This window comes from uncultured Roseobacter sp. (genome assembly GCF_947493125.1).
Lineage (GTDB): Bacteria > Pseudomonadota > Alphaproteobacteria > Rhodobacterales > Rhodobacteraceae > Roseobacter.
In genome coordinates this window covers 108,280-131,035 of the sequence record NZ_CANLQB010000008.1, presented here as the reverse complement: position 1 = coordinate 131,035, position 22,756 = coordinate 108,280, and the positions used below count along the sequence as shown (strand labels likewise).

Annotated in this window: 24 protein-coding genes; 7 read left to right on the top strand and 17 right to left on the bottom strand. The window is 61.7% G+C overall.

From position 1 onward, the window contains the following. Window positions 1-7 precede the first annotated feature (7 nt). Window positions 8-442: a DMT family transporter gene (locus Q1A71_RS17860; RefSeq protein WP_299679515.1), complete on the top strand. Its 435-nt coding sequence runs from the start codon at window positions 8-10 to the stop codon at window positions 440-442. Here Q1A71_RS17860 and Q1A71_RS17855 read toward each other — a convergent pair. From Q1A71_RS17855 to proS, 5 genes are all read right to left on the bottom strand, one after another. Next, on the bottom strand, window positions 439-1,422 hold the full coding sequence (locus tag Q1A71_RS17855; RefSeq protein WP_299679512.1) for an Ldh family oxidoreductase: 984 nt from the start codon (window positions 1,420-1,422) through the stop codon (window positions 439-441). The genes Q1A71_RS17860 and Q1A71_RS17855 overlap by 4 nt on opposite strands. Window positions 1,423-1,495: 73 nt before the next feature. After that, window positions 1,496-2,179 (bottom strand): ABC transporter ATP-binding protein, encoded by a 684-nt coding sequence (locus Q1A71_RS17850; RefSeq protein WP_299679509.1) that lies wholly within the window; start codon window positions 2,177-2,179, stop codon window positions 1,496-1,498. After that, window positions 2,172-3,458: a lipoprotein-releasing ABC transporter permease subunit gene (locus tag Q1A71_RS17845; RefSeq protein WP_299679506.1), complete on the bottom strand. Its 1,287-nt coding sequence runs from the start codon at window positions 3,456-3,458 to the stop codon at window positions 2,172-2,174. Before Q1A71_RS17845 ends, Q1A71_RS17850 begins: the two co-directional genes overlap by 8 nt. A gap of 52 nt (window positions 3,459-3,510) precedes the next feature. Further along, window positions 3,511-4,008 carry a DUF2937 family protein gene (locus Q1A71_RS17840; protein ID WP_299679503.1) on the bottom strand — a complete coding sequence of 166 codons (498 nt, stop codon included), beginning with the start codon at window positions 4,006-4,008 and terminating at the stop codon, window positions 3,511-3,513. A gap of 69 nt (window positions 4,009-4,077) precedes the next feature. Beyond that, a complete protein-coding gene (proS, locus tag Q1A71_RS17835) occupies window positions 4,078-5,469 on the bottom strand; it encodes a proline--tRNA ligase (protein ID WP_299679500.1) in 1,392 nt (463 codons plus the stop codon). Between the two features lie 250 nt (window positions 5,470-5,719). On the opposite strand from proS, the gene Q1A71_RS17830 reads away from it, so the two are divergent. The 5 genes from Q1A71_RS17830 (at window position 5,720) to Q1A71_RS17810 (ending at window position 12,025) form a co-directional block, all read left to right on the top strand. Next, entirely contained in the window at window positions 5,720-6,235 is a 516-nt protein-coding gene (locus Q1A71_RS17830) for a fasciclin domain-containing protein (protein WP_299679497.1), read from the top strand. A gap of 142 nt (window positions 6,236-6,377) precedes the next feature. Then, entirely contained in the window at window positions 6,378-7,445 is a 1,068-nt protein-coding gene (locus tag Q1A71_RS17825; RefSeq protein ID WP_299679494.1) for an AI-2E family transporter, read from the top strand. Between the two features lies 1 nt (window position 7,446). Then, a complete protein-coding gene (locus tag Q1A71_RS17820) occupies window positions 7,447-8,118 on the top strand; it encodes a chromosomal replication initiator DnaA (protein WP_299679491.1) in 672 nt (223 codons plus the stop codon). Between the two features lie 40 nt (window positions 8,119-8,158). Next, a complete protein-coding gene (locus tag Q1A71_RS17815; protein WP_299679488.1) occupies window positions 8,159-10,333 on the top strand; it encodes an RNA degradosome polyphosphate kinase in 2,175 nt (724 codons plus the stop codon). Window positions 10,334-10,435: 102 nt separating this feature from the next. Continuing rightward, the gene (locus Q1A71_RS17810) at window positions 10,436-12,025 is read left to right on the top strand and encodes a Ppx/GppA family phosphatase (protein ID WP_299679485.1); all 1,590 of its coding nucleotides are present in this window, start codon (window positions 10,436-10,438) and stop codon (window positions 12,023-12,025) included. On the opposite strand, the gene Q1A71_RS17805 is transcribed toward Q1A71_RS17810, so the two are convergent. From Q1A71_RS17805 to Q1A71_RS17775, 7 genes are all read right to left on the bottom strand, one after another. Then, the gene (locus Q1A71_RS17805; RefSeq protein WP_366140296.1) at window positions 12,010-12,249 is read right to left on the bottom strand and encodes a hypothetical protein; all 240 of its coding nucleotides are present in this window, start codon (window positions 12,247-12,249) and stop codon (window positions 12,010-12,012) included. The two genes, Q1A71_RS17810 and Q1A71_RS17805, sit on opposite strands and share 16 nt — an antisense overlap. A gap of 118 nt (window positions 12,250-12,367) precedes the next feature. Then, window positions 12,368-13,372: an endonuclease/exonuclease/phosphatase family protein gene (locus Q1A71_RS17800; RefSeq protein ID WP_299679482.1), complete on the bottom strand. Its 1,005-nt coding sequence runs from the start codon at window positions 13,370-13,372 to the stop codon at window positions 12,368-12,370. Further along, window positions 13,372-14,052 carry a molecular chaperone DjiA gene (locus Q1A71_RS17795; RefSeq protein ID WP_299679479.1) on the bottom strand — a complete coding sequence of 227 codons (681 nt, stop codon included), beginning with the start codon at window positions 14,050-14,052 and terminating at the stop codon, window positions 13,372-13,374. Before Q1A71_RS17795 ends, Q1A71_RS17800 begins: the two co-directional genes overlap by 1 nt. Before the next feature lie 52 nt (window positions 14,053-14,104). Beyond that, on the bottom strand, window positions 14,105-14,581 hold the full coding sequence (locus Q1A71_RS17790) for a GNAT family N-acetyltransferase (protein ID WP_299679476.1): 477 nt from the start codon (window positions 14,579-14,581) through the stop codon (window positions 14,105-14,107). After that, window positions 14,578-15,192 (bottom strand): VOC family protein, encoded by a 615-nt coding sequence (locus Q1A71_RS17785; RefSeq protein ID WP_299679473.1) that lies wholly within the window; start codon window positions 15,190-15,192, stop codon window positions 14,578-14,580. Before Q1A71_RS17785 ends, Q1A71_RS17790 begins: the two co-directional genes overlap by 4 nt. 48 nt (window positions 15,193-15,240) lie before the next feature. Next, on the bottom strand, window positions 15,241-17,370 hold the full coding sequence (gene scpA, locus Q1A71_RS17780) for a methylmalonyl-CoA mutase (RefSeq protein ID WP_299679470.1): 2,130 nt from the start codon (window positions 17,368-17,370) through the stop codon (window positions 15,241-15,243). After that, window positions 17,333-18,274, bottom strand: a complete 942-nt coding sequence (locus Q1A71_RS17775; protein ID WP_299679467.1) for a hypothetical protein — start codon at window positions 18,272-18,274, stop codon at window positions 17,333-17,335. Before Q1A71_RS17775 ends, scpA begins: the two co-directional genes overlap by 38 nt. A gap of 165 nt (window positions 18,275-18,439) precedes the next feature. Between Q1A71_RS17775 and Q1A71_RS17770 the strand changes: the two genes are divergently transcribed. Continuing rightward, window positions 18,440-18,895, top strand: a complete 456-nt coding sequence (locus Q1A71_RS17770; protein ID WP_299679464.1) for a DUF4174 domain-containing protein — start codon at window positions 18,440-18,442, stop codon at window positions 18,893-18,895. 33 nt (window positions 18,896-18,928) lie between these two features. Here the strand turns inward: Q1A71_RS17770 and Q1A71_RS17765 are convergent, their stop codons facing one another. The 5 genes from Q1A71_RS17765 to Q1A71_RS17745 all read right to left on the bottom strand — a co-directional run bounded on the left by Q1A71_RS17765 (window position 18,929) and on the right by Q1A71_RS17745 (window position 22,733). Next, the gene (locus Q1A71_RS17765; protein ID WP_299679461.1) at window positions 18,929-20,974 is read right to left on the bottom strand and encodes an acetyl/propionyl/methylcrotonyl-CoA carboxylase subunit alpha; all 2,046 of its coding nucleotides are present in this window, start codon (window positions 20,972-20,974) and stop codon (window positions 18,929-18,931) included. 110 nt (window positions 20,975-21,084) lie between these two features. Continuing rightward, window positions 21,085-21,291 (bottom strand): hypothetical protein, encoded by a 207-nt coding sequence (locus Q1A71_RS17760; protein WP_299679458.1) that lies wholly within the window; start codon window positions 21,289-21,291, stop codon window positions 21,085-21,087. 289 nt (window positions 21,292-21,580) lie between these two features. After that, entirely contained in the window at window positions 21,581-21,937 is a 357-nt protein-coding gene (locus tag Q1A71_RS17755) for a hypothetical protein (protein WP_299679455.1), read from the bottom strand. A gap of 66 nt (window positions 21,938-22,003) precedes the next feature. Further along, window positions 22,004-22,141 (bottom strand): hypothetical protein, encoded by a 138-nt coding sequence (locus Q1A71_RS17750; protein WP_263845276.1) that lies wholly within the window; start codon window positions 22,139-22,141, stop codon window positions 22,004-22,006. Between the two features lie 211 nt (window positions 22,142-22,352). Then, window positions 22,353-22,733, bottom strand: a complete 381-nt coding sequence (locus Q1A71_RS17745) for a DUF6497 family protein (protein WP_299679445.1) — start codon at window positions 22,731-22,733, stop codon at window positions 22,353-22,355. Window positions 22,734-22,756 lie beyond the last annotated feature (23 nt).

The window sequence follows — 22,756 nt, the reverse complement described above, 5'->3', positions numbered from 1 at the left end:
TGTATGAATGGCCCCTTACGCCTTGATCATGTTGGTCGCGGGGATCGGCATCCCGGTGCTGGCGGCCCTCAACGCAGCGCTCGGCGTGCGCATCGGCTCTCCGGCAGCGGCGGCAACCGTACTCTTCGCCATCGCCTTGGCGACCTCGGCCACGGTCATGGTTCTCACCGGACCACAGGCGCTTGCCAAAATCACGATCGCGCCGCGCCACCTCTTTCTCGCCGGGGTGCTGATCGCCTTCTACGTGCTGTCGATCACCTATGTCGCACCGGTCTTTGGCGTTGGAAACGCTGTATTTTTCGTGCTGCTTGGACAGCTGATCAGTACGGCTCTGATCGATCATTTCGGGCTTTTCGGCGCCCGTGTGGTGCCGGTCGATGCCACGCGCGCGCTTGGAATAGCACTCATGGCGGCAGGCGTTTTTGTCACGCAGAAGGTCTAGGGGCCGTTGGCCAGCTCCAGCAATCGTGCCCAAACCGGCGCGCCGACATGCACCGGATCCGCCATCTCCAGCCGCTGCCCCGGCATGCGCGCCCCCTCGTCCAGACCCACAGCCTCGGCCAGCGCCGCGACCCGCGCGGCAAACCCGGGCGAGGTCCCAGGATCGATCAGTATATAGAACTGTCCAAGGTCGTGATGCGGCCCGGTCGGTGCTTTCAGCGGCTTGACATCGCGGGACAAGACAGAGCCGCTCATCCCCGCGGCGAGGATCTCGGCCATCAGGCCGAAACCCCACCCTTTGTAGCCTCCCATCGAGACCAGCGACCCTTTGAGCGCCGCCTCCGGATCAGTGGTCGGCGCACCGGTCTCGTCGAGAGCCCAGCCTAGCGGAATCTGCTGCCCGGCAGCCTGCGCCATGGCAATCTTGCCCAGAGCCACAGTGGTCGTGGACTGGTCGAACTGCATCGCGATATCGCCGGCCCCATCGGGCACCGAACAGGCAATCGGATTGGTTCCGATCACACGGGTTTTGCCGCCTGGTGGGGCCACGATGGGCGAGGCGTTGGTGAATCCGACGCCGATGAACCCAGCGCGTGCGATCTGCTCGGTGAAATAGCCCAACGACGTGCAGGTGTGCGCGTGCCCCACCGCCAGGGTCGCTGTGCCGAACTGCCGTGCCGCGTCCAGCGCCGGTACCAACCCCAGCGCGAAAGCCGGCTGTGCAAACCCATAACCTGCATCCACATGGACGGTTGCGGGGCGCGGCGTGGTGACAACCGGACTGGCATCGCCGACCACCCGCCCGCTCCGGAGCTGCAGACAATAGCTTTCCACGTAATAGAGACCGCAGATCTTGTTGCCCCGCCCCTCGGCCTGCCGCACCGCTCGTGCCACTTCGGTCGCGGCAAAGACCGTCGCGCCATGAGCCACTAGCGCCTTCTTGGTCAGCGCTTCAATATCGTCCAATGTCTGATGGCTCATTTCGGATCCCCAACTGTCCCGTCAGGCAAGTTGGTCGAAAGGCACGGGAGCCGTCAAGCTCTGCTGGGAGATGTCAGGCCGTCACCAGCAGGCCGCCGTCCAGCCGGATCTGCCGGTCCATGCGCGCCGCCAGATCCATGTTATGCGTGGCGATCAACGCCGACAGCCCGGTGCCTCGCACCAGTTCCATGAGGGCATCGAACACCTGGTCCGACGTGCCGGGATCGAGATTTCCGGTCGGCTCATCGGCCAGCAGCAACTCCGGCGCGTTGGCCAACGCCCGACAGAAGGCCACGCGCTGCTGCTCCCCGCCCGAGAGCGCTGCGGGCCGGTGAGATGCCCGCCCGGCAATGCCCACGCGCTCCAGCAACGCCTGCGCCCGCGTGTCAGCTGCACTCCTGGACGCCCCGTTGACCAGTTGCGGCAGAACGATGTTCTCGAGCGCAGAGAATTCCGGCAACAGGTGGTGGAACTGGTAGACAAACCCGACCTGTGCGCGTCGCACCGCTGTCCGTCGGTTGTCCGACATGCCGCTCATGTCCTGACCGGAAATCCGCACCATGCCGCTATCGGCGGTATCGAGCAGCCCCGCAATATGCAAAAGGGTCGACTTGCCCGCCCCGGAGGGCGCCACGAGGGCGACGACCTCGCTGCGCGCTACGGTCAGATCGACGCCACGCAGAACGGCAACCTCCCCGGGCAGATCCCGGTTATAGGACTTCTCGATGCCGCTGAGCTCGAGCACCGGTTCACTCATACCGCAGCGCCTCGACCGGGTTCATGCGCGCGGCGCGCCGGGCAGGAAAGAGGGTGACGACAAACGACAGCCCCAGCGACAGGGCCACCGCAGAGAGTACATCCGTCAGATGCAACTCGGCCGGCAGTGCATAGATGCCACGGATCGACGGGTCCCAGACACCGCCGCCCATCACAACATTCACAAAGGAGAAAATCGGGTCGATGTAGAGCGCGAAGAGCGAGCCGAGGATCACGCCGAAGAGGGTGCCAATCAGGCCGGTGAACGCGCCGCAGATGAAGAACACCCGCATCACCGATCCCTGACTCAGCCCCATGGTGCGCAGAATACCGATGTCACGACCCTTGTTCTTGACCAGCATAATGAGGCCGGAAACGATATTCATGGCGGCGATCAGCACGAGAATCGACAGGATCACGAACATCACGTTGTCCTCCACTTCGAGGGCACGGAGAAACCCGCCCGAGGCGTCGCGCCAGGTCCACACCTGAGCCCTCTCTCCCGCGGCGGCGAGCAATGCTGGCGAGAGGTCATCGACCCGCTCCGGTTCTTCTACCATCACTTCAACTTCATCCGCTATACCCTCCCGGTTGAAGAAAGATTGCGCCTCAGAGAATGGGAGGTACGCACGTGTTCGGTCGATGTCATACCGACCCGCGCTGAAGATGTAGGTGATCTCATACCCATTGACGCGCGGCGAGGTACCGAAGGCCGTCTTGACGCCATCGGGCGAGATCAGCCGGATCGTATCTCCCACGCCGACGCCGAGTTCACGGGCAACACCAGCGCCGAGGGCGATCCCGTCGGTGAAATTGGCGATGTCTCCTCGCGCCGTCTCCGGGTCCGCAATACGGGGGAGCGTCTGCAGATCCTCGAGGGCGATGCCGTAAACCTCCACACCCGCATTCCGCCCCTGGCTGGCCGCCATCACCTGCCCCCGGATCAAGGGTGCCGCGCGCGTGACACCCGGCACCTCGGCCAATCGTGCAGCCAGGGCGTCATAGTCACTGATGGACCGGTCGATTTGCCCCGCCTCGGTCACCTGCCCGAGCGAATAGATCGTCACATGCGCATTCGCGCCCAGGATCGTGTCGACGAATTCGGCGCGGAACCCGGATCGCACGGCCAGCGTCGCGATCAGCGCAAAGACGGCGAGCGTGATACCGATCAGGCTGATCCAAGTCATCACGCTCACCCCCCCTTCGGCGCGGCGCGCGCGCAGATAGCGCCAGGCGATCATCCATTCAAAAGGCGCAAAAGGAGCGGTTGAAGTTGCCATGTCAGTCCTTAGATCGTGATTGCGCGCAACCTGATGCTTTGGCGGCGGGGGGTCAAGCCACCAGGGACCGGCGCCGGAGCGGCCAGCGCAGAGCAGCCAGCAGGAGTGCGCAGAGTAGGCTGCCGAGGCCAAAGCCGACCCCGGCAAAAGCTCCACTGGCGACTGTCACTGGAATGGATGGCTGAAAGGTCTGCCACGCGCGCCGAGCCACCTCCGCATCGGTCAGATGTGCGGCGTGATAGGCGCGCATGAACGGCCCCTGCCCTTGCAGCACCGCCAGATCGGCGCTCAGCCGCGCATGCCGGTCAAAGGTCCGGATCATATCCGCCCTTCGGCGATCGACAAAGTCGGTGCCGCGCATCTGTGCCAGCGCCTCCGCCCGGCTGAGACCCTCTGCTGCGGCCGACGCATCGAAATCCGCCACGACCTCGGAGAGCGCGTCGACCGCACCGCCGAGACGTTGGAGGTATTGCTGGGAATAGGCCGGGAATTGAGCCGCCCCGAACGCACCAGCTAGCCCGGCGGCCAGAGTGATTGCACGAAGGATCATGTCCTGCTCCTGCTCACCCCCCGGCGGCATCGTCGGCAGGTTAGCAGAGGTGGCTCCGGTAGCAAAGCTTCAGATGTAGGTGTGAAACGCCCGGGTCGACATCATCTCCACATGTGCGTCACTGCGATGCCCGCTGTAGATGTCGGAAACGGTCTTGACCGCCTGCTCCGGAGAAAGCTCCTCGCTCTCGCCCGTACGGCGGCTGGTCAGTTCCACCACGCCGTTCTTCAAACCGCGCGGCCCCACAGTGATGCGCCAAGGCAGGCCGATCAGATCCATGGTGGCGAATTTGCCTCCCGCACGCTCATCTCGATCGTCATACAGCGGCTCGAGCCCCCGCGCCTGCAGACTGGCGTAAAGGCTGTCGCAGGCTGCATCGGCCTGCGCATCGCCCTGTTTGAGATTTACGATCCCGCAATGGAAGGGTGTGACCCCTTCGGGCCAGATAATGCCTTTCTCATCGTGGCTCGCCTCGATGATCGCTCCAACAAGTCGGCTGACCCCGATGCCGTGACTGCCCATGTGCACAGGCGTGGGCTTGCCGTCCGGGCCCTGCACGGCGGCTCCCATTGCGGCAGAATACTTGGTGCCGAAGTAGAAGATTTGCCCCACTTCGATGCCGCGTGCGGTCCGCCTGCGCTCCTCCGGGACCTGTTCGAACAGCGCCGGGTCGTGCGTTTCATCGGTGCGCGCATATTTGGTCGTGAATTCTTCCATGATCGCGGCGCATTGCTCCACGCTGTCATAGTCGATCTCGCGGTTGCCGAAGGTCAGATCGGTCACGGCGCTGTCGTAGAATACCTCGGATTCACCGGTATCGGCCAGAACCAGGAATTCGTGGGTGTCATCGCCGCCGATAGGCCCTGAGTCTGCGCGCATCGGAATGGCTTGCAGACCCATCCGCTCGTAGGTGCGCAGGTAGGTCACCAGGTGGCGGTTGTAGGCGTGCAGCGCGTCTTCCTTGGTGAGATCGAAATTGTAGCCGTCCTTCATGAAGAATTCGCGGCCGCGCATCACACCGAAGCGCGGACGCATTTCGTCGCGGAACTTCCACTGGATGTGATAGAGCGTCAACGGCAGATCCTTGTAGCTGCTCACATGACTGCGGAAGATGTCGGTGATCATTTCCTCATTGGTCGGGCCGTAGAGCATGTCGCGGTCATGCCGATCGCGAATGCGCAAAAGCTCGTCCCCATAGGCGTCATAGCGCCCGCTCTCGCGCCAGAGATCCGCCGACTGCACCGTCGGCATCAGCATGGGGATATGGCCGGCGCGCACCTGCTCTTCATGCACAATGTTCTCGAGCTTGCGCAGCACTTTGAAACCAAGCGGGAGCCACGAATAGATCCCTGCGGCATTCTGTTTGATCATGCCCGCGCGGAGCATCAGCCGGTGCGAGACGATCTGCGCCTCCGCAGGGTTTTCGCGCAGAACAGGCAGAAAATAGCGGGTCAGGCGCATGGGAGTTCCTCTCAAAGCTCGGCTCTGCCCTGATTAGGCCAAAGCGCCGGGGCTCGCAATCGCGAAACCAGCAGCCGGTCGCGGCGCGTGGAAAGCTACGCCAGGAGGCCATAAGAATGTTCCAATTTAAGACGTGTGCAAATATTACACAAATATCACAAGACTGCGAGAACGCTGATCTGCCGCTCACCCGGAGCCGTAGGCCTTGTATGTCGCAGGGACATGGATGGTCTTCAAGGAGGTATGACCCATGATACATTTTCGCAAAATCGCAGGCGCTGCTGCCACCGCTCTGACACTTGGCTCCGTAGCACACGCCGCGGATATCGTTGAGATCGCCTCGGGTGACGAGCGCTTCTCGACCCTCGTGGCAGCAGTCTCGGCAGCCGGTTTGGTCGAAACACTGCAGGGCCCCGGCCCGTTCACCGTTTACGCACCGGTCAATGACGCGTTCGCCGCGTTGCCAGACGGCACTGTAGAGACCCTGCTGCAACCGGAAAACAAGGATCAACTGACCAACGTGCTGCTCTATCACGTGGATGATCGCAAGCTGACAGCCGAGATGATTCCAAGCGGGTCTAACTACTTCAAGCCGGTCCTGGCTTCGGAGCGTCTCTGCATCAGTAAGGGCGCTGACGGGGTATCTATTGCCGACGGCACGGGCGAGAGCGCCAATGTGATCGTTGCCAACATTGAAGCGGACAACGGCGTAATCCACGTGGTGGACAAGGTGCTGCTGCCTGGCACGCGCCCGGCCTGCCACTGAGCCGCACCACGTCGCAACACGAAAGCCCCCGCAAAACGCGGGGGCTTTCTTGCGCATGGTGCGCGCTGCAATGCGATGATCCCCCTTGAATGCCGCGCCCGCATGGGCGATGTCACCCTGAGGAGTCACACCGGATCGCATCATGGCCCTGCCTATTCAGAAACAGCTGCTCTATTGGGGGATCGCCACGGCGGCTTTTATGGCGGTGCTTTGGGCCATGGGTCATGTGCTCCTGCCCTTCGTCCTGGGCGGTGCAATTGCCTATTTCCTGGATCCGGTTGCAGACCGGCTTGAAAGGATGGGCTTGAGCCGCGTCGCCGCCACCGGTCTGATCACGGTCGTCGGGATCCTGATCTTCGTGCTGATGGCGCTGCTGGTCATCCCGACGCTGACGAACCAGGCGCTTCAACTCTTCAACGTCGCACCGGACTACGCGAAGAGCATCACCGCCTTTCTGACCGAGCGCTTTCCGTCCCTGCTGGATGCCAGCTCGACCCTGCGGCAATCCATCAGCTCGCTGGGCGAGACGATCCGGAGCCGCGGCGCAGAGCTTCTGAACACGGCGCTGAGCTCGGTGGCCTCGATCCTCAACGTGGTTGTCCTGTTGGTGATCGTGCCTGTTGTCTCCGTCTACCTTTTGCTGGACTGGGACCGGATGGTCGCACGCATCGACGATCTGCTGCCGCGTGATCACGCCGACACCATCCGCATGCTGGCGCGCGAGATTGATGCAACCCTGGCCTCTTTCATTCGGGGCATGGGCACCGTCTGTCTGATCCTGGGCACCTACTACGCGATTGCGCTGATGATTGTCGGGCTGCAGTTCGGCCTGGTTGTTGGGTTCGTGGCCGGACTTGTGACCTTTATCCCCTATCTCGGCGCACTGATCGGGGGCGCCCTCGCCATTGGTCTCGCCCTGTTTCAATTCTGGGGCGACTGGGTGTCCATCGGATTGGTTGCAGGCATCTTCGTCGTCGGCCAGGTCGTGGAAGGCAACATCCTGACCCCGAAGCTCGTGGGAAATTCGGTGGGGCTGCACCCGGTCTGGCTCATTCTCGCGCTGTCCGTATTCGGCGCGGCTTTCGGCTTTGTCGGTATGCTGGTCGCCGTACCAATGGCCGCCGCAATCGGCGTTATCGCCCGCTTCGCTGTCAGCCAGTATAAGGGCTCGCTGCTCTATCGTGGGCAGTCGGGACAAAACGAGGACTGACATGCCGGAGCAACTTGGCCTTCAGCTTCCAAGCGTCCCGGCGCTGGGGCGGGCGGACTTTCTCGTCGCGCCCTCCAATGCCGTCGCTGTGGCGATGATCGAAAGCTCTGCCGAAAAGCTGGTGCTGACAGGTCCGGATGGGGCTGGCAAGACACATCTGGCGCATGTCTGGGCGGCACAGCACAAGGCTCGGATCATTGCGGCGCGGGACCTTCGTTCGGCGGATGTGCCGGGCCTTGCAGAAGGCGCTGTCGCCGTCGAGGATGTCCCGACCATCGCATCCGAGCCGCAAGCGCAGAATGCGCTTTTTCACCTACACAACATGGTTCTTGCCGAAGGGCACCCGCTGCTGCTGACCGGGCGCGGCCCTGTCCGGGATTGGGGGATCACGCTACCTGACCTTGCGAGCCGGATTGCGGCAGCGCCTGCCGCGACGCTTGAGCTGCCCGACGACACCTTGCTGGCCGCAGTTCTGGCCAAGCTCTTTTCAGACCGGCAGCTGATGCCGAAGGCTGATCTGATCCCTTATCTGATCCTCCGCATGGATCGATCGTTTGCCGCTGCCCGGGATCTCGTTGAAAGCCTCGACGCGGCCTCGCTGGCACAAAAACGCCCAATATCACGGACACTTGCGGGACCACTGCTGGACAAGGGTCAAGGCAGCGCGCGATAACTGTCATAGATAAGTTACACGGGACGCGCACAAGGCCCTCATGACCAAAGCTGACTTTCTCGCCGCCGACTTTCCTGCCGCAACCGCACTGCCGGATTTTGATGCCGATGGCCCGGAGCGGTTTTTTAACCGCGAGATCAGTTGGCTCGGGTTCAACTGGCGTGTGGTTCAGGAGGCGGAGAATCCCCGCGTCCCGCTGCTGGAACGGTTGCGTTTCCTGTCGATTTCAGCGGCCAATCTCGACGAATTCTACACGGTGCGTGTTGCCGGCCTGCGCGAGCTGGCCCATGCAGGCAACACGACACCCGCAGCCGACGGCCTGACGCCGGCGGAGCAGCTACGTCTTATAGATGAGAACGCCCGCCGCCTGATGGAAACCCAGCAGCGGGTGCTCGTGGATCTGCTCAAGGAAATGGAGGCGGAGAACATTTCCGTTCTGCGCGCCGCCGATCTGACAAAGGCAGATCGTTCCTATCTTGACGACGTCTTCCTGACACAGGTCTTCGCGGTGCTCTCGCCGCTCGCCATCGACCCTGCGCATCCCTTCCCCTTCATCCCAAACACCGGCTATGCACTGGCGCTGCAGCTCGAGCGGGTCTCGGACAAGCGCCCGTTGCAGGCATTGCTGCCGATCCCGGCCCAGATCGACCGCTTTGTTGCATTGCCCGCAGAAGAGGGGCATCACCGCTTCCTGCCACTCGAAGAATTGCTGGTGCTGAATGTCGGAGGGCTTTTTCCGGGTTACAAGCTGAAGGCTTACTTCGAGTTTCGTGTGCTGCGCGACAGTGACCTCGAGGTCGAGGAAGAAGCCGAAGATCTGGTGCGCGAGTTCGAAGTGGCCCTCAAACGGCGGCGGCGCGGCGAGGTTGTGCGGCTCACCCATTCCGCCGGTGCACCCGAGGCACTTAAATCCGTGATCATGGAAGAGCTGGGCGTCAATCAGGAAGAAGTGATCGAAATCAATGGGATGATCGGCTCCGCTGATCTGAAGGAGCTGGTGCTCGATGCCCGTCCCGACCTTCTGTGGCCGATGTTCACACCCCGGGTGCCGGAACGTGTGACGGACCACGATGGTGACATGCTGGCCGCGATCCGCTCCAAGGACATGCTGCTGCACCATCCCTATGAAACCTTCGACATGGTGGTGCGATTCCTGCAACAGGCCGCGCGCGACCCGAAGGTGGTGGCGATCAAGCAGACGCTCTATCGCACATCGCGCGACAGCCCCATTGTCGAGGCCCTTTGCGAAGCGGCCGAAGACGGCAAATCCGTTACCGCCCTGGTTGAATTGAAAGCGCGATTTGACGAGGCGGCCAACATCCGCCAGTCGCGACGGCTCGAACGGGCCGGTGCGCATGTGGTCTACGGATTTCTCGACCTCAAAACGCACGCCAAGATCTCCACGGTCGTGCGGCGGGAGGGCAATCAGTTGGTGACCTACACACACTATGGCACCGGCAACTACCATCCGATCACCGCGCGCATCTACACGGACCTGTCGCTCTTCACCTGCGATGCGCGGTTGGGGCGCGATGCCACCAAGGTCTTCAACTTCCTCTCTGGCTATGCGCAGCCGGATAGCCTCGACAACCTCGCGATCTCGCCCACCACGTTGAAGCCGCGCCTTCTCGAACTGATCGCCGCAGAGGCGGAGCACGCCCGTGCTGGGAAACCCGCCGTCATCTGGGCCAAGATGAATTCGCTGATCGACAGCGAGGTGATCGACGCGCTTTATGCTGCATCCCAGGCCGGTGTGAAAATCAGCCTGGTCATTCGCGGCATCTGCGGTTTGCGCCCCGGGATAAAGGGGCTGAGCGACAACATCCGCGTCAAATCGATTGTCGGGCGTTTTCTCGAGCATTCACGCATCGTCTGCTTCGGCAATGGCGAGGGCCTGCCGCACAAGAAGGCGCGCGTGTTCATCTCGTCCGCCGACTGGATGGGGCGTAACCTGAACCGCCGCGTGGAGACGCTGGTGGAAATCGAGAACCCAACGGTAAAGGCCCAGATCGTCAGCCAGATCATGGCGGCCAATCTCGCTGATGTCGCGCAGAGCTGGGTCATGGAACCCGACGGCCACTTTGAGCGTCCGCCGCTTCCTGAGGGCGCCTTCGCCTTCAATTGTCATAGGTTCTTCATGGAAAACCCCTCGCTCTCCGGGCGTGGGTCGGCGGGTGCGTCGGATGTGCCGAAACTGACGCACACCAAGGACTGACCGCCGCGGCCACGGACCGCGACACGCATTTTCCACAGCGGCACGTGTTGACCCGTGAGGCAATTTTGCACAGGGTGGCATCACTCAACGCCGGATGCCGACATGAACCACGCCACCGAACTGCCGGACCTTGCAGGGGCGCAGGCCGATCACCCGGATGTCGGTCTCTTCGGCAGACCGCTTTTTCAGGATCCCAGCGCACGAGCCCTCTCCCGCGTCGGTGTCGTCGATGTCGGCTCGAACTCCGTGCGGCTGGTTGTTTTTGACGGTGCGGCGCGTTCGCCTGCCTATTTTTACAACGAAAAGATCATGTGCGCTCTGGGCGCGGGTCTGTCGGACAGCGGCAAACTCAACCCCGAAGGCCGTATTCGCGCGCTTAGTGCACTTCGCCGATTTCAGCATCTCGCCCAAGGTATGGGCCTGCCGGAGTTGACCGTTGTCGCCACCGCAGCAGTGCGGGATGCCAGCGATGGGTCGGACTTTCGCGAAGAGGTGTTGCGAGAGACGGGTCTGCGCATCTGGGTCATAGACGGAGAGGAGGAGGCGCGTCTGTCCGCGCAGGGTGTGCTGTTGGGGTGGCCCGGCTCCTACGGGCTGGTGTGCGATATCGGCGGCTCTTCGATGGAGCTGGCTGAAATCTCGGGCGGCAGGGTTGGACGGCGTGTGACCTCATCCCTCGGCCCCTTGAAGCTGCAGGAGATCAAGGGCGGCAAACGCGCCCGAAAGGCTCACATCAAAGAAACAATGCAGCAACTGCAGGACACGATGGGCCTCCAGCGGGACCGGCTGTTTCTGGTTGGCGGCTCTTGGCGGGCCATTGCGCGGATCGACATGTACCGTCGGAACTACCCGCTGCATGTGCTGCATGAGTACCGAATGACCGCCCGCAGCGTGAGCGCCACGGCGAAATTCATTGCCGAGGCGGATCTCGAGGAGCTGCGGTCTGCCTGTGGCATCTCGTCGGCCCGGATGAGCCTTGTCCCCTTGGCCGCCGAAGTTCTGAGCCGGCTGGTCAAGACCTTTCGTCCAAAAGACATTGCGATCTCGAGCTACGGCATACGTGAAGGCATGCTCTATGAGCAAATGCCCCAACGCCTGCGCGACCGCGATCCGCTGATCGAAGCCTGCCGCTTCGCCGAGGCCAAGGACGCGCGTATGCCGGGCTTCGGCAAGCTCCTCTACGCCTTCATTCACCCCATTTTTCGCGCAATCCCCGAGCAGCGGCGGCGCCTTGTCAAGGCCGCGTGTCTTCTGCACGACGTCAGCTGGCGCGCGCACCCCGACTACCGCGCGGAGACCTGTTTCGACAACGCGACACGCGCGAACCTCGGCGGTCTCAAACACTCGGAGCGCGTCTTTCTCGGGTTGGCCCTGCTGCACCGGTACTCGAACAAGCGCGAGGGCACACGGTTCGAAAACCTCTATGAGCTGATCGACGAAAAAGCGCAGCTTGAGGCGGAAATTCTGGGCAAGGCCATGCGCTTCGGCGCGATGCTTTGGATGACACAGGACGCCGAGCGCGGGACCCTACGCTGGTTCCCGAAAAAGAAAGAGTTGCACCTTCGGCTCACCCCGGACATGATCCCGCTTTTCGGCGAGGTGGCCGAAGCGCGGTTGATGTCTTTGGCCAACTCGCTTGGGGCCGAGGTTCAGATCAAGAAGGTCCGCGGGCGTGCTCACAAATCTATTTGAGGCTGCAGCTCCGGCTCGGGCTCCTTCTCTGGCTTACGGCGGATGATGATATCTCCGTTGGGCAAAATCTCGGGCGCCTCATACACCGACCAGTCCTCAATCTGCCCCATCAGATCGGCCAGCGCCGGTCCCATTTGATCCATGAAACCACGCATACTGTCCAAGGCAGGCTCCATTTCCAGCAGCAACCCCTCGAGGAACTGCTGGGCCCCGCGCTCCATCATGGACGGCGGGTCTTCCTCCTGTGCCACTGCCGCGGAAGTGATCAGGCAGCACGCTATCGCTATTCCAAAACGTCGGTCCATAGCAAAAGTATAGGGATTTTGAGACGATTCTTCGAGGTCAGATATCCACATCCAGCGTGACCGGAAAATGATCCGAGGCTGTCACCAGCGCATCGCGGAGTGCTGTGTCGGCCCAGCAGTCCGGATCGTCCAGTGGATGCCATATACGCCAACGTGCATTGCGCTGCCGAATGTCCGCCGTCACCATCACGTAGTCCAACAAGGCCTGCAGATAGCGCTTCTCCTGCTTGATCCAGAAGCGCGCGGAGGTCGGCGCAGCGCCTAGGCGGGCGGAAAGGGCCTGCCGGGCGTGCGGGTCAAAGAGCGCCCCGCCGGGCCCGTCCAGAACGATCTCCAAAGATGATTGTCCAAAAAGTCCCTCGAATTCGTCGAGGCCAGGGCCGTCGTTGAGATCCCCCATGACGACCACCGACCGCCCCTCTTCGAGCAGCTGATCAATCCGCGCTCGCAGCCAGATGGCTTGCGCAAGTTGTTTGCGTCTATTGGCGATGGCCAGTTTCATGGCATGAGCAGCGTTGCGCGCGCCATGCGGCGCTTTTGACTTCAGATGTGCACCTATCAGGCTGAAGGCTGTTCCGGCGGCGGTCTCGATGCCCAGCTCCAGTGGAGGTTTGGAGAACTGCACTTTGTCCCGGGTGGCGTCGATATCGAGGTCGATCTCGAACGTGCCATCGAACCGCGGCACGGATGCCGTTCCGGCTCTGGGCTTGTGCTGGGCGCTCAGCACGTCGGGATCGTAGAGCAGGGCGATCTCCTGCTGGGTGTCGTTCATGAAGCCCATGACCCCGGTGCGCGCGCGCAAGTTGAAATGCGCGGCAAATGCCTCGAGGGCGGTAACCGTCCGCCGTCTGCTGCTGGCATCCGGCGCCTCGATGATCAGCACGGCATCAGCATCGAGGCTTTGGAAAACAAGGCCGAGGGCAGAGGCTTGCTGTGCGCGGGTCACATTGTGCCTGGATGACCAAACGTCATCCATCAGTAGGGCATCGTCATCGCCAAAGAGAGACGTGAACCACTCGACGTTGTAGGTCGCCAGCCGCATCAAGCGTCAGCGCCGGCGATTTCATCCCAGGCCCGGTTGATATCAGCCATACGCTTTTGGGCCATCTGCATGGCCTCTTCCGGCACACCACGCGCGATCATCGCATCGGGGTGGTTTTCGCGCACCAGCCGGCGCCAGGCACGCCGGATCTCCTCAAGGGACGCGTCCGGCGTCACACCAAGAACCGCATAGGGGTCCTGTCCCGCCTCCGGGACAAAGCGGACGCGCAGGCTGTTGAACTCGGCCCTCGACAGGCCGAAAATCTCCGTCACCCGCTCCAGAAACGCATCTTCATTGGGGTGGTAGAACCCGTCGGCCATCGCAATGTGAAACAGCCCTTCGAGCAAATCGCGCAGCGTCTCGGGTTGGGTCGAAAACATATCTCGGATACGGGTGGCGTACTCTTCATAGCCCGCCACATCCTGGCGTGCGAGATTGAAGACCTTGGCCGCGCCCTGCTCATCCTGCGCCGCAATGTGAAAAACCTCCTTGAAGGCCGTCACTTCGTCTCGTGTCACCTGGCCATCCGCCTTTGCCATCTTGGCGCCAAGCGCGATCACCGCGATGGTAAAAGCCACCGACCGCTCGGGCGGGCTGCGCAAACGGTCAAAGACCTTGGACAGCCCCTCGCCCGCGGCGAGAGCCGACAGCGCATCGGATATACGAGACCAGATTGACATGGCAGAAACCTTAACCGCTGCCCCGGGGGAAGTCAGGTGGCGAAGCGCCGCGTCAGAGGATTTTCTGCATCAGCACCAGATCCAACCAACGGTTGGCCTTGAGCCCCACCTCGGGCATGCGCGCCACTTCCGTATAACCCAACCGCTTGTGGAAGGCATGAGCCGCTGCGTTCGTATGGCTGATCGCGGCTACCATTACATGCTTGCCATCGGCCCGGGCGGCGTCTTGCGCCGCCTCCATCAGACTGCCCCCCAGCCCTCTGCCCTGCTGCTCCGGTGCAACGATCACCGTATGCTCAACCGTCGCGACATAGCCGGGGCCTCCGCGGAACGGGCCGAATGTGACGAAACCACCACCTACGCCGTCAACCTCCGCGACAAAGACCGCGCCCCGTCGGGCGACAATCAAGGCTTCGAGGTCCGCAACCGTCTTTTCAACCGTAGTGAAGGTCGACAGCGTGTCGCGGATCATCGGGTTCCAAAGCGCGGCGATGGCAGGTGCATCGGCCTCAACGGCAGTGCGGATCATGACGAAAGCTCGCGCGGGCCGTGGGGCGTGTCGAATGCCGCAAACAGCCCGCGCGGCCCGGTTTCAAATCGCAGGCGGTCATCCTGCAGTCGAACCGTGAGCAAATCGCCCAGAGCTTCGGCCTCCGGGTGCTGTACTGTGAAGCGGCGCAACCACACGCCTGAGGGCGCCAGCATCTGAGCCGGGTGCAGTGTTGTGTCCCATTGGATCAACGCTGGCGCCGAATTCTCAAACGGCAATACACCGTTGTCAGGCACGGCCATCCGCCAGCGCAGGGGTCCACGCTGCAACGCCACGGGGCTGCCCATCCCCGCTGGCAGATCCATCAGCGCGGTCGCGATATCATCTGTCCTGCAGATCCAGTTCGTCAGCCGCGCGGGCCCGGAAAACCGATCCAGGTCGAACCACCGACTGCGCTCGGGCTGCGGCGCCGCGGGATTGATCGCGATAGCTTCCAGATAAAGCCCATCATCGAGCCCCAGCAGTGCGTTATGCGTATGAAAGACCGCATGTTCGCCGCCCGGCTGCAGCGGCACGCCGAGTGCCTCTTCGACGAAGGCCTGGGCCTCGTGCAGGCTTTCTCCGGCAACCGCGAGATGATCTAGCTGCATCTTGGCAGCCTGGCAAAAACGGAGGTAGGTCGTCCACTCAGCATATGCTCACCCGCGCGCCTCGCGGACGAGCGTCAAGATATCCTGTGCCGCTTTGGGGATATTGGTGCCCGGACCGAAGATCGCCTTGACCCCCGCATCATAGAGAAACTGATAGTCTTGCTGCGGGATCACGCCGCCACAGATGACCAGAATGTCTTCGGCACCTGCGTCTTTCAGCGCCCCGACAAGCTGCGGCGCAAGGGTCTTGTGCCCGGCGGCCTGGCTGCTGATCCCGATAACGTGCACATCGTTGTCGATAGCGTCCTGTGCGGCCTCCGCCGGCGTCTGGAACAAGGGGCCCACATCAACGTCGAAACCGATGTCGGCAAAAGCCGTCGCAATCACCTTGGCACCCCGGTCATGCCCATCCTGCCCCATCTTGACCACCAGCATCCGCGGACGGCGGCCTTCGGCTTCGGCGAACTCTTCCACCGATTTCTGGATCGCTGCAAAGCCCTCGTCGCCTTCATAAGCCGCACCATAGACACCCGCGAGGGTTTTTACTTCCGCACGATGACGACCGAAGGTTTTTTCCATTGCCATGCTGATTTCTCCCACTGAAGCCCTCGCACGGGCCGCTTCGACTGCAGCGTCCAGAAGGTTGCCCCCTTCCGCGGCCCGCCGCGTCAATTCTTCGAGCGCCGCCGTGCACGCAGTCTCGTCCCGTTCAGCGCGGATGCGGTCCAGCCGTGCAATCTGGCTGTTCCGCACGGCCGCGTTGTCGATATCCAGAATGTCGATAAGGTCTTCGCTGTCCCTGCGATACTTGTTCACGCCAACGATCACCTCGGTGCCACGATCAATCCCGGCTTGTCGTCGCGCCGCGGCCTCTTCGATCCGCAGCTTGGGCATACCGGATGCAACGGCCTTGGTCATGCCGCCCATGTCCTCGACCTCCTGGATCAGGGTCCACGCAGCTTCGGCAAGATCAGCGGTCAACTTCTCCACATAATAGGAGCCTGCCAAAGGGTCGACCACATTGGTCACGCCTGTTTCTTCCTGCAAAATCAATTGCGTATTGCGCGCAATTCGACTGGAATTCTCCGTCGGAAGGGCAATCGCCTCGTCCAGTGCATTGGTGTGCAGCGACTGCGTGCCGCCCAGCACGGCGCTCATCGCCTCATAGGCGGTGCGGATCACGTTGTTGTAAGGGTCTTGCTCTTGCAAGCTGACACCGGACGTCTGGCAGTGCGTGCGCAACATTGAGGATTTGGGGTTCTTCGGTTCGAACTCCTCCATGATCCGCGCCCACAGAAGCCGCGCAGCGCGCAGCTTGGCCGCCTCCATGAAGAAATTCATGCCAATGGCGAAGAAGAACGACAGCCTTCCTGCAAATTTGTCTACATCCATGCCGCGTGCAATGGCCGCGCGCACGTATTCGCGCCCATCCGCGAGCGTGAAGGCAAGCTCTTGCACCAAGTTCGCACCGGCCTCTTGCATATGGTACCCGGAGATCGAAATCGAGTTGAACTTCGGCATATAATCACTTGTATATTCGATGATATCCGCGATGATTCGCATCGACGGCTCAGGCGGATACACATATGTGTTCCGGACCATGAACTCCTTGAGAATATCGTTCTGGATGGTGCCGGAGAGCAGCGATTTGTCGTGCCCCTGCTCCTCGCCTGCGACGATGAAATTCGCCAAGATCGGGATCACCGCACCATTCATCGTCATTGAGACAGAGACCTTGTCGAGCGGGATGCCATCGAAGAGGATTTTCATGTCCTCGACACTGTCGATGGCCACGCCGGCCTTGCCGACATCGCCCTCCACGCGCGGGTGATCGCTGTCGTAGCCGCGGTGCGTCGCGAGATCAAAGGCGACCGACACCCCTTGCTGCCCTGCGGCCAGCGCGCGCCGATAGAAGGCATTGCTTTCCTCAGCGGTTGAGAACCCAGCATACTGCCGGATCGTCCAGGGCCGACCGGCGTACATCGTGGCTTTCACACCGCGCGTGTAGGGCGCTTCTCCCGGGATCGTTCCGAGATGGTCCAGATCTGCAATATCGTCGGCTGTATAGAGCGGTTGAACGTCGATCCCTTCGAGGGTTTTCCAGGTCAAGTCGTCCAGCGGCTTGCCGCGCAGCTCGGCCTCAGCCAGGGCGCGCCATCTGTCTTTCTTTGTGCTCATTCCCATGTCCTTTTGTCTGAGTACCGGCTGGCAGGCTTGACGCTGCTCTTGTCCGGGTTGTGTCCTCTGTCAATGTGGCAAGGCCGTCCGCTCCGGCCACGAGCCACATCATGTCGTCCGCATAAGCCTCTCTGAGCGCTGCGGTTTCTTCTGGTGTGAAAGGGTTCCAACGCCCCATACCAAAGGGCAGAGACGCGCCATTGCCACTGCGGTCTGCGAGCACGCGACGCAACTCCGGCAGGCTGGGGGCGCGGTTGAGCCAACCCCGCTCGGTATCGCTTGGCGCTCTGATCCCGGTTCCCGCTTCGACGAGCGCGTCTGGACGGCCCGAAAAGCGTTCAAACGGCAGCACCCGAATGTCAGCTTCCGGTAGGGCTTTGGCCAGATCGGCAATCACATCCCGCCAGCTGCGCGGGTTGTTCGCGATACTCCGCAGCTGCTCCCGCTCGGGTACCGCTTGTCCTCGTGCAACGGCATAGGCGATCGCGGACCCCCAATAGTAATCGAGACTGCGCGGGCACAGGATCACCGTCGACAGATGACCGGCAAAGGCCCGTGCGCATCGGCTCATACGCGCGCCAATCTCAGGGTAAAGACTGCCGCACCGGAGGTTTTCCTGAACCGAGCCGATCGTATTCTCATCGCTGACCAGCAAGGTCTTCAGTCCGCGCGCCTGCGCTGCCGATAGCTGGAGCTGCACCCGCGCTTCGGCTTGAGAGGACACATCTTTCTCCTGAGCCGTCTGAGGTGTTGAGACCAGCCCCGAAAGTAATCCGCGTCGCGTCCGCCCCGGCCCCCAATAGCCCACGCGCGCCTCGGCCAACGGCTCGGCCTGTCGGCGCAAGTAGTCCTGAAGTGTCTTCGTTCCGGTGCGATGCGCACCGACGTGGAGTATAACGTCCATGGCGTTTCGAGCCCGATGTGCAAGAGCCGCCCCCTTCGGCCGATATGATGGGGTTATCCACAGCATTACAGGCAATCTCTTGCTGCGAATTTAATGGTAAATATGCCGGTATTACCCATCGCATATCTGATCAGGGGGCCTATATTGGACCACACAGGAGGCGCGATGAAACCCATACTACCCATTGTTCTGGCTTGCTTTTTTGGCAATGGCACGGCCGCACAAACAGCCGAAGCCATACCGGAACCAGAGCTGTTCGTGACCATGGATGAAGTGGATTTGAACCAATTTAAGTGGAAAAACCGCCCTGTGGTTGTTTTTTCCGACAGTGCAGACAACCCCGCTTTCATAGAACAGATGCGTTTACTTGAGCAGCGCCCCGATGAATTGGTCGAGCGCGATGTGGTTGTGATTACCGATACAGACCCCTCGGTATCCTCCGAACTGCGCAGAAAACTGCGCCCCCGCGGCTTCATGCTGGTGTTGATGGGCAAGGACGGTGCGGTCAAGCTGCGCAAGCCCTTCCCCTGGGATGTGCGCGAGATCAGCCGCAGCATCGATAAGATGCCCATGCGCCAACGGGAGATCCGTGAGCAGAAGGACCGCGCCATCGAGAGATGACCTCCGGGATATGGCGCGCGCGCCCACATTGGCTCACTCGAACTCCATGATAACATCATCGACGGCGAGGCTATCGCCCGCTGAGGCGTTTATCTTGGAGACCACGCCTTTGCGTTCAGCCCGTAGGATATTCTCCATCTTCATCGCCTCAATGGTGCAGAGCGCCTGACCGTCCTGCACTTCGTCACCCACGGCCACGTCCATCTTCACCACCAGCCCCGGCATAGGGCAGAGAAGCATCTTGGTGGTGTCTGGCGGCAGCTTCTCGGGCATCCTGCGGGCCAGTTCAGCCTGACGCGGCGTGCGCACATGAACCTTGAGGTCGGCCCCCCGTGTGCGGATCCTGAACCCGCCACTGATTTTGCCAACCTTGAGAACCAAAGGCATGTTGGCCACGGTCATTTCGGCCAGTTGATCGCCTGGCGTCCAATCGCCGCTGACCCGCAACTCAGTGCCGCCCTCGAACCGGACCGTGGATCCTTCCTGATCCGCATCGATGACCACATCATAGGATTGCCCTTGCAGGCGCACGTTCCAATCGGCACCCACCTTGCGCTCGTGGTTGTCCATTCGCCCCGAGACGCGCGCGCGGCGGATCTCGGCGACCCGGTGCATGGCTGAACAGGCCGCCGCAATACGCATGAGCTCCGCCTCCGGCAGTTCCACCCCTTCGAAGCCATCTGGGTATTCTTCAGCGATGAAGGCAGTGGTCATGTCGCCCGACACGAATTTGGGATGATCCATGACCGCCGAGAGGAAGGGCAGGTTATGACCGATGCCTTCCACTTCGAAACTGTCCAGCGCCACGCGCATGGCTTCAATCGCCTCCGCCCGTGTCGGCGCCCAGGTGCAGAGCTTGGCAATCATCGGGTCGTAATACATGCTGATTTCACCGCCCTCATAAACGCCTGTGTCATTGCGCACCGCTTCCGGGCCAGAGGGCGCCTCGCCCTGCCACCTGTCATTCTCCAAGAGAGGGCCAGCTGCCACTTCCATCGGCGGTCGGTAGCGGGTCAGTCGGCCAATCGACGGAAGGAAGCCGCGATAGGGGTCTTCGGCATAGAGCCGGTTTTCGATGGCCCAGCCGGTCAGCGTGACGTCTTCCTGTGTAATGGTCAGCTTTTCGCCATTGGCCACGCGGATCATCTGTTCGACCAGATCAACGCCGGTGATCAACTCAGTGACCGGATGTTCCACCTGCAGCCGCGTGTTCATTTCGAGAAAGTAGAAATTCTTGTCGCCATCGACGATAAATTCGACCGTCCCGGCGCTCGCATAATCCACCGCCTGAGCGAGGGCCACCGCCTGCTCGCCCATGGCCTTGCGCGTGGCTTCATCCAGGAACGGGCTCGGTGCTTCCTCGACCACTTTCTGGTTCCGGCGCTGGATCGAGCACTCGCGCTCGCCCAGATAGATGCCGTTGCCGTGACTGTCACAGAGCACCTGAATTTCGATGTGCCGCGGTTGCGTGACGAATTTCTCAATGAAAATTCGATCGTCACCAAAAGAGTTCGCCGCCTCGTTCTTGGACGACTGAAAGCCCTCGCGCGCCTCCTCGTCGTTCCAGGCGATGCGCATGCCCTTGCCGCCGCCGCCTGCCGAGGCCTTGATCATGACCGGATAGCCGATCTCGCCGGAGATCTTCACCGCCTCGTCGGCATCCTCGATCAACCCCATGTAGCCGGGCACGGTGGAGACATCGGCCTCCTGCGCGATTTTCTTCGAGGTGATCTTGTCACCCATCGCCTCGATGGCCCCCTTGGGCGGGCCGATGAAGGCGACGCCCGCGGCATCCAGTGCCTCGGCAAACTTCGCATTCTCCGACAGGAACCCATACCCGGGGTGCACGGCCTGCGCCCCCGAAGACTTGATCGCCTCCATCACCTTGTCGATCACGATGTAGGACTGATTGGCCGGGGGTGGGCCAATGTGCACCGCCTCGTCCGCCATTTGCACATGCAACGCCTGCTTGTCGGCGTCGGAGTAGATCGCGACCGTCTGGATCCCCATCTTGCGGGCGGTCTTGATAACGCGGCAGGCAATCTCGCCGCGGTTGGCGATCAGGATCTTATTGAACATGGGATGTCCTTTTGGCAGTGCAAATTGAAGTGGATGCGTCAAACGCAAAAACGCCGCGCGTAGCGGATACGCGCGGCGTCACAGTGTAAAGACCTGTCTGTGAAGCGTGATCAGTTACAGCGGCTGGGATAAAGCTGGCAGAAGGCCACGTTGCCCGCGGCTCCGACGGCCGCGCCCTGCAATGCGCTGTTGCCGGTGATGACAGCCGTGCCCGCGCCGATGGCCGCGCCGCCCGCAGCCTGCTCGCCCAATGTGTCGCCGCACGCGGCAAGACCCGCGCAGGCGGCGAGTGTAAGGATAATGTTTCTAACTGGCATTGTTCATGTCCTTCCGATTTCGCTGCTGACACCCGGCAAACGTCCGGGGCCCCTCCTTGTTCCCTGGCCGATGCCCCGATCAAAAAAAAGGTGGGCAGCAACGGCAAGGAAACGCCGTGCTGCCCACCAGGGGAAGGGGTACGAATAGTGTACACAGACACGGTGCGGGGATATTCGCGCGTGGCTGCATAACTCACAATACTCGCATTGGTTGAATTATCCATCGATTTCGAACGGTTTGCGCCACAATGAGCCAGACCCCGCCGCTTTGGTATGGGTACAGGCAGATTCACGCCGATCCTCCTTCGAATACCTCTGGAAATGACTGACGCGCGACCCGGACATCAATGACCAGCGTCGCATCGTAGTCTGCAGGATCGAAGGGGCCGATGGCTGGAATCACCTCCCGGCCAAAGAGCCAGGACAGGCGACCCGCATCCAAGTTGCCGCGCACGAAGGGATCCGGCCCGAAGTGAGCCCAGAGGGCTTCGAAAAAGGCCGCGTCTGCCCGGCGGTCCGCGGGCTTTCGATCTCTATAGCGCTCACGTTCCGTGAGCGGTGTTGCACCACGCGGATTGGCACGTCGGAGGGTGAACTGGAAATCTGTTCCCGGCAAACGGCCCGGGAACCCGCGGTGTTTCAGCATGACACCCCCCACCAGAAGGGGAGCACGGCGGTCGGGGCGGGATCAGCCCGCCCCCCCGATCTTCGTTCAGAACTTGCCGGTCTGGACCGGCTCGGTCGAGATCGGCTCAGGGTCGACCACGACAAATTCTTCCTGCTCACGTGCGCAGGCGGCCACGAGGGCGATGAAACCCAGGGTCGCCAACAGTTTGATGCTCTTGGACATCTGTATCTCCTGTCACAATAATATCCGGAGGATCGTCCAATACCGACGCCCTCCGAGGTTGGTTCGAGGTGGCCCGTGCAGCCGCCTCGTCGCACCATAGGCAAAGCGCCCATCGAATGAAATCCACGCGGCACGGATCCGCTCCACCACCGGCGCAAAGCTGCAGCTTTTCGCCGAGGGCGCCCCTCAGACATCCTATCTCGCGTCGGTCTCACAGCCCCTCCCAAACACACATCCCGGCGTTCACCCGAAACACGTCAATGAACTGCGTTGCGTCGGGATCAGTCTCACCAAATGCGACCGGGCGATCCAGCAGCGTCACGGCGACGACGTCTACCTCTAGCTCATACTCGACAAGATAGGGCAGTGCGACTTCGGTACAGAGATGCTCGAGATCCTGTTCGGCCTGCGCAAAATCAACGGTTCCGGCGTCACGCCCTATTTCAGGCGCCAGAAAGCGGAACCGAGCCCATTTTTCATCACCAACCGTGTCCGTCAGCACCTCATAGAACTCCACAGGCTGCCCGGATGGCACATCCAGAACTGGAAGCCAGGACGTCGCCGCAAACACAATGGCCGGCATCAGGCTCATACGCGCCCTCCTGAGACGGTCGT